Origin of the sequence: Legionella drancourtii LLAP12 (genome assembly GCF_000162755.2) — a bacterium.
GTDB lineage: Bacteria > Pseudomonadota > Gammaproteobacteria > Legionellales > Legionellaceae > Legionella > Legionella drancourtii.
In genome coordinates, this window is sequence record NZ_JH413802.1 from 51,161 (window position 1) to 58,179 (window position 7,019).

Here is a 7,019-nt window from a genome sequence, read left to right on the forward strand (position 1 = left end):
TGACTACATACTTTAATGAGTTGCGTATTTGATGCACCACGTCAATCAGGCCATTTTGAATACCTATAAGATACTCTTTAGATGTTAATTTGATATTCATTTGGTATCTGCTATAATTACGACATTAAATGAATGAGAGTAATAAACTATGTCTAAGAATGTGCAAATGTCTATTAAGATGGAGTCAGAATTGCATGATCAATTTATGGCTGCCGTAGCTGCTACTCATACACCTGCAGCCCAGGTGGTAAGGCAATTAATGCGAAAATTTATTGCTCAACAAGAAATGCCTAATGAATTGACTATTGCTGCAATGCAAGCGGCTGATAGAGGGGAAGGAACGCGATTTGTTTCAGATGACGCATTATTTAAAGATTTAGGAATTTAATTTGCGCAATCCAATTCAAGGCACACAATTTAAGAGGGATGTTAAGTTAAACGTTAAACGCGGCAAAGACATGTCCAAATTAAAAACTTTAATGACTCTTTTAATTGAGGATAAATCTATTCCGTCTGAATATAAAGATCACCCTTTAAAAAATAACTGGAATCATCATCGTGATAGTCACATTGAGCCTGATTGGTTATTAATTTATAAAATTGATGGTAATGATATTTATTTCGTGCGAACTGGAACACACGCGGATATATTCTCATAATCACCACTTTAAATTTAGGCGTTAATGGATTTGCCAAAGAATTAATCTACCATCATTAATAGGAAAATAATGAGTCTCGAATATGGCCTAGCGCTCCGGAACTTGCGCCCTGACGCAAAACTCTCAAAATTCATATCGGAAAATCCCCAATAACATCATTATACTTATCTTGCGCATCAGCCAGGCTTAATTTTGAGTATATTTCAAGAGAGTCCCTTTTAGCATGCCCTGAATAGGGTTGAATAAAGGCGTCATCAATGTTTTGTTTCTTAAGCCAAGTAAATAAAAAATGTCTTAATTTGTGAGGTGATATGGATCGCTCAATACCTGCAAGTCTAGTATATCGCATAAGAATTTTTCTAATTCCACGGTCGGTATAATGGCGCCGAAAGCCCGATTCAAATAAAAACATCCTGTTTTCATTTTTATATTGTTTTAAATGAAGAGCCAATGTTTCTTTAAATGCTGGTGAAAAGGGTACAACCCTATCTTTTTTTCCCTTACCCTGATTTATTTTTATTCGACAATTAGTTAAATCAATGTCGCATAACTGTATATTAATTAATTCACTGACCCTTATCCCTGTATAAAGTAAAACTTTAACGATGAGCATAGGAATAATGTCGTGAGATTCCCAAACAGTTTTGTAAAAGAGTCTAATTTCATCTTCGGTGGGAACATAGGGTAAGCGTTTGGGTGTAGTGGTTACTTCAATATTAAGATTTTCCCTCACAAATCTGAATACATCGCGAAGATAATCATAGTTAGGATTTTGTGCCTTAAGTAGACTTGAAACCTTTTGAGCCATTTTTTTAGCTGATATTTGTTCCATTATGCAGCTACCTTATAATCAAGGTGGGGTAGCCTTTTGGATAAATCCAATGGAAATAAACCATACGGATTAACATGTTCATAAATAAGGGGGGTTAATGCTCGTTTATCTTCTTTTGTCAGTTGAGCTTTTAATCCAAACTCTTCAATAATTTGTTGAATCATTAACGTATTGATATAAACCATAGATAGTTGTAAAAGATGTAACGACATTACAGATAAGGTTTGTGCCTTTTCATGGTTTGATGAAATTTCCCCAGCACGACCATAAAAAATGAACTTGCTAACGCCATTCCAAAGTTCAACTACATTTAATCCTTCTTGAATTTCTTGCCTGACAGATCCGTGCATTAAATAATTACAAATGAATATAGTTTTTAAAACTTTTCCTAATTGAGATAATGCCATATAAGTTGGATGTTTTAGGTTATTTTGGTTAAAACGCCTGAGGATGGATTCTGGATCAGCGTGGCCTGCCTTCATTGCGGCAGTATATTTTACTATTTGGCTATATTGCTCTTTAATTAACTGCCAATTAATTGTATCCGTCAGAACTGACTTTAGATTTTTGTATTGTTGATAATCACCAAGTTCGCATTGTGCTAATTTTTGTTTATTCAAATTGGCAAGTCGTGGCATCAAGGAAAATCCTAAAAGATGCGAGAAGGCAAAACCAATTTCGCTTTGGCCATGAGTATCTACATAGTTTTTTTGAACGGACATTTCGGTGCAGTGCCTTAAAACACCTTCAATCATGGCTGAAACTTCAGAGCTTGACACACTTTTTAGTTGCGAGTGAATACAACAGGCATTTATTTCAACATGCCAGTAAATCATCACACCTCTTCCTCCATAGCGATTATGGTATTCTGAAATCAGATTTTGAAAGTAGGCTGAAAACTGAGTGGAATCACTGGCAACAGCTATTGGCATACCGCCCCATATCTCTTCTAGCCTTATTTTAAATAATGCATTTGCTACTTTACTCTGTGCATTTTTTAAATTATCAGAGGATAAAAAATAGTTTTTAATATGTCGAAGCTGGTGGTCACTGACATACGGATTTCCAGCGCACATGTGTTTTAACCCAACATTTGTACCCATCCCCCCATAGATAGTGAGCAAGATCCTTTCTGAAATTTCGTTTGGTTTTAAATATGTTTTCTGACCGTAAGAAATAAAATCATGGGTAAACCTATTTTCCAAATCGACTTCTTTAAACATATCAATTAGATTGGTTCCCTCCCATTTTTCTTGTAAATGTTTTTTTATAATCCCAATGTTTTTTGATTCTGCTTGAGGTGTAAGTGGTGTGACAATAATCCGACCACCATTCTGAGGGCTTATTCGAACATTTGGATTTTTCGGAATTCTATCATTTAAAGCCGTTAATGCACCTGTTAATTTTTGTTTTAATCGTGCAATAAACACATCTCTATCAAGCGGTAAAGACAGATCATCAAAATATTCTTCTTTATTCTCTTCAAAATTATTAGGCAAATCCTCATCTGGGTTTCGATGTTTGAAAGATCCCACGATCCATATTTCACGGCATCTAATACGGTCTGCAAGTTTTTTTAGCACATAGACTTCATAACAAATTCGTTTAATTTTTCCGGTATGAGCATCAACAATGCGTTTTTGCCATTTTTCTGGCAAGCAATCCATCGGTACATCTTCAGTATCTGGGAAATAGACTTTGTTGCTATCAAAATATTTTTTGATTAGTGCCAATGCATTGAGTATTGGCTGATGCTCTGAGTTATTGGAACGAAGCACCACGTTTTCTAATAAAGGTTGAACCATACGTCGATAATAACTTGCGTAAGAGCTCCTAATCTGTTGATGGAGGAGGCTTTGGTACTTTGGTCCTTTTTTCTGATACTCATCAATAATATTTTTTAATTTATCCTGACCAACGATAGGAAAAATTTTATCTCGTATCGTCCCATCGGGTTGCTCCAAGCATGCTTCGGCTATATTAAAAAGGATAGTGTCTTTACCATGGACTTTTTTTACATCATTGATAAGCTTTTTAACGACACGTTTTTCTGATTTATGGATCACATTACGGATAATACGATTAAACATATCAATTATTTTATCGGTAAGCAGCTCTTTTCTTATGTGGCTATGTATCAGCAAGTGAGCGCACCGATTATTATCGGTTATTTGCTTTAAATCGCTAGGATTTAAACGCGTAAATGCGTCTGAATAATGGAGAATCCTTTTTCTTGGAATAAGTCTGATGGTGGCTAGATCAAAATTAAACCGGTTCAATATGGATAGTTGTTCCATTAAACTCAGCATTGAATCAAGTGATGGACTATTAATCTCTTTATTTATCCAACCCAGATAAGATAAGCCATCTTTATAGGGGAGTAATAACCCATTCAACTGTGCTTGATCTTCTGGCGATAATGTACTCTTTAGTTTTTCAAACAACTCATTCTCAAAGGCATTAGTGGCATCAAGAATGATTCGTGCCATCGTTTTTTCTTTAAATGACTCAATGCCTCTTTCTTTTAAATAGTGAATGGCAAGATTTTTTATCTCTTCTTCCGCTAAATAATTCGTTGGCAGTAACTCGTTTTTAATCCATTCTTCAAGCTCTTTATAATGCGTTTTTTTAGAGAATGACGTTTTAAAATATTTTCTAATTAGGGCGATATAATTATCATAGGTTCTTGATGAGACTTTTCCGATGGTTGGAGGAACATTAAGCAGATTAGCAAGTTTATTAAAAATAAACCCGGGTACTTTGGTTAGGTCAACAGCATCCATCGTTATCATCATATTTTACTCATTAAGTCAGTTCCTAGAATAGCCAGAGTCGGAACTCAAAGGGCTATATTCCTGTAAATTTATCGTTGTAATCTACCTAAACTAGATGCTAATATCAACCACATAATTGGATCCGGAACTATATTATTTAAATAAATCTACTTATTTCATGAGTGATAAAGATAAAAGAAAGCCATTAAAATCTTTACTCGCTAATGAGGCTCTTACTGCCTCCTGGGTTTTAACCAGATGTTACAAATTAGTATTGCAAACTAAGTTTTGAGGATGAGTAAAATGGAGAATATAGCAAATGAAAACATTTTTATTGATGAAGCAGAGAATTTGGCAATTAATGCGGTTATAAAAAAAGGAATAATTGACTATAACTCTCCATTTTTTGGTTCGAATCCTTCACAGCCGTTCACCATATATATTAAAGATATTAAATCAGATGTTATTGCCGGCTTAACTGGTTTTTATAAGGGAAAATATACACGTGTTGATTTATTATGGATTCACGAAGATTTCCGTCATCAAGGATTAGGTAGAAAATTAATTTTGAAACTTGAAGAATTCAGCAAAATAAAGGGATGTCTCTACATTCAATTGGATACTTTTGATTTTCAAGCGCGTCCTTTTTATGAAAAATTAGGATTTAAATGTATTGGCACCATATCAAAATGGGTTGAAGATAGAGATTGTCACTTTATGAGAAAAACCTTGTCCTAATTAATATATGCCCGACTAGGAATGATATACAGGAAGCATTTAGACCAGGTTATTTAATTTTGCGTCAGAACGCAAGTTCCGAAGCGCTAGGCCTTGTAAGATATCCACAAATTTTGTGGATATCTCATCGATTAATATTTGAAGAGGATAAATACGACAATGCAGTTAAATACTGAGTTTGTTGGTTACTGTCATGAGAAAGGGCATTGGGTACTAAGGAAGAGTGGGTGCTTTTATTCACAAGCTGAATTTATCTATATCTTTCAGTATGCTTGGAGAGTATACCAAATATTTTAATAGAAATCAGCAGATAACGTCTTTTTTTTAAATTTTCCCGCGTAAAAAAAGTAAGTGACTCATTCCTATAGAAAAAAAACGATAAGCTTTTATAATGCGGCCTCTTTGTTGTTGTTCAGGTGTTCTATGGTACGTATTCTCTTTCTATTTTGTTTTATTTCCCTAAGTTTTGCGCAATCCCCAGGTTCTTTTTCGCAATCAAAAAAAATCGCAACACAACTGTTTCAAAAACATCCTCAAACCATTTATTGCCAATGCCATTATGAAAATAAAGAGGTGAATTTGGCAAGCTGCGGGATGCAAGCTGCAGACGCAATCAAGCGAGCGCATCGAATTGAATGGGAACACATGTTAAGGCGCTTTGGCAACATGTTATAAAATTCAGCCTTGTTCTGACTTTTTAAAGAATTTGAGCGAAGCTATATTTAGAGCGCCTGATTTTACCGTAATCTTTATAAGATGATCCTGAATACCACCTCTGTAAAGTGTTACAGGGTTAATAAGATTGTATGCTCTATAACTTTATCTTGTAGTTTTTCTAATTGTTTATCATTTAGTTTTGAAGTAAAGGCTCTATTTTCTATGATAACTTTTGCAGCCTCAACATGGCGTTCGCCATAACTTAGTAAGATGCTATCGTCTAACAACGCCGCATACTTTGGATCATTAAGTATTTTCATGGCAATATCTTCATATGCCAATCCAACTGTGCCAATAAAGCAGTATGCGTCAAATTTACTAAATTTATCAGTATCATTAACGATACTCAGAGCAATGTCCTGGTTTATAAGGGATAAATCAATCAAAATATTCGATTTGTTTATCAAGCCAATAAATTTCTTTATGTTGGCCAGTTGATCAAAAAGGAAGGGATGTTTTTTTATAATATCTACGATGTCATCCTGGCTGGGTAATCTAATTTTGTCTGATGAAAAAATATCTGCAGCAAGAACTGGATATTTTTCACATACTAAAGTGGAAAAATTGCTATCAATTCTGCTTGTAGTTTGTAATCTTGGATTGTGTAATATATGTTTGGCTACATCAATACGCATTGCTGCAAGCTCACATAAGTCACCGTTTAAAAGTAAATATCTTGGACGGTACGCGTCAATATCCACCGCAATTATAGCATTTCTTGGGTGACGCAAACTTAATTCTTTTAACGCTTCTCGACCAATTTCAAATGACGCCATTTTTTTCTTAAGCATATCTTTTGCTAAAGCATTTCCCGAATGATTTACTTCACTGCAGGTTAGCAACTCATTATTAGAGAAAAAGGAAAAAATATTAATATTCAATTCCGAGGGTAAATCAAACATAGGAAACTCAAGTGCAAATTCAATTTGTTTAATTTTACGTCATTTAGAGGGTAAATAACAATATTAAGAGATATACTTTACTCACTGCCTTAAATTGTTTGGATTCACTGTGCAAACGCTTCGGCATATCCTCGTTTCCAAAAGCCAGAACATCGAGCCAGATGAATAAAGTTGCTCTGCAAAAATATAGTGTATACCTAATCTTTATATATTTTTTTTGTTGTAGATATTGAACACTTTACCTTGATGAATCAACCGATAAGCAGACTTTGTAACTGGATAAAACAAAGTTTTATTAGCATATTGCTTTAAGTATTTATTGCAGTACACTCCGGCTCCTAATTATTAGGAGGATTTGGGGATGCGTTTTTTACTATATAGCTTGTTGTGTCTAAGT

6 protein-coding genes are annotated in these 7,019 nt (G+C 34.4%); 3 read left to right on the forward strand and 3 right to left on the reverse strand.

Translation table 11 applies throughout. From position 1 onward, the window contains the following. The first annotated feature begins 148 nt into the window (after window positions 1–148). Together LDG_RS03430 and LDG_RS03435 are read left to right on the forward strand one after the other, a co-directional pair. A complete protein-coding gene (locus LDG_RS03430; protein ID WP_040534336.1) occupies window positions 149–388 on the forward strand; it encodes an addiction module antitoxin in 240 nt (79 codons plus the stop codon). 1 nt (window position 389) lies between these two features. Then, window positions 390–659, forward strand: a complete 270-nt coding sequence (locus LDG_RS03435; RefSeq protein ID WP_006869749.1) for a type II toxin-antitoxin system YafQ family toxin — start codon at window positions 390–392, stop codon at window positions 657–659. Between the two features lie 130 nt (window positions 660–789). Here LDG_RS03435 and LDG_RS03440 read toward each other — a convergent pair whose 3' ends face one another. Next, window positions 790–1,491: a tyrosine-type recombinase/integrase gene (locus tag LDG_RS03440; protein ID WP_006869750.1), complete on the reverse strand. Its 702-nt coding sequence runs from the start codon at window positions 1,489–1,491 to the stop codon at window positions 790–792. Beyond that, complete coding sequence (locus LDG_RS03445) at window positions 1,491–4,286, reverse strand: Tn3 family transposase (protein ID WP_006869751.1); 2,796 nt, start codon at window positions 4,284–4,286, stop codon at window positions 1,491–1,493. Before LDG_RS03445 ends, LDG_RS03440 begins: the two co-directional genes overlap by 1 nt. Before the next feature lie 282 nt (window positions 4,287–4,568). On the opposite strand from LDG_RS03445, the gene LDG_RS03450 reads away from it, so the two are divergent. Next, complete coding sequence (locus tag LDG_RS03450; RefSeq protein ID WP_006869753.1) at window positions 4,569–5,003, forward strand: GNAT family N-acetyltransferase; 435 nt, start codon at window positions 4,569–4,571, stop codon at window positions 5,001–5,003. Between the two features lie 785 nt (window positions 5,004–5,788). Here LDG_RS03450 and LDG_RS03460 read toward each other — a convergent pair. Next, complete coding sequence (locus LDG_RS03460; protein WP_006869755.1) at window positions 5,789–6,622, reverse strand: F-box protein; 834 nt, start codon at window positions 6,620–6,622, stop codon at window positions 5,789–5,791. Window positions 6,623–7,019: the final 397 nt, after the last annotated feature.

Coding starts and splice junctions, on each gene's coding strand:
- LDG_RS03460 (WP_006869755.1), bottom strand. CDS start 6,622: ATGTTTGATTTACCCTCGGAATTGAATATTAATATTTTTTCCTTTTTC.
- LDG_RS03440 (WP_006869750.1), bottom strand. CDS start 1,491: ATGGAACAAATATCAGCTAAAAAAATGGCTCAAAAGGTTTCAAGTCTA.
- LDG_RS03450 (WP_006869753.1), top strand. CDS start 4,569: ATGGAGAATATAGCAAATGAAAACATTTTTATTGATGAAGCAGAGAAT.
- LDG_RS03430 (WP_040534336.1), top strand. CDS start 149: ATGTCTAAGAATGTGCAAATGTCTATTAAGATGGAGTCAGAATTGCAT.
- LDG_RS03445 (WP_006869751.1), bottom strand. CDS start 4,286: ATGATGATAACGATGGATGCTGTTGACCTAACCAAAGTACCCGGGTTT.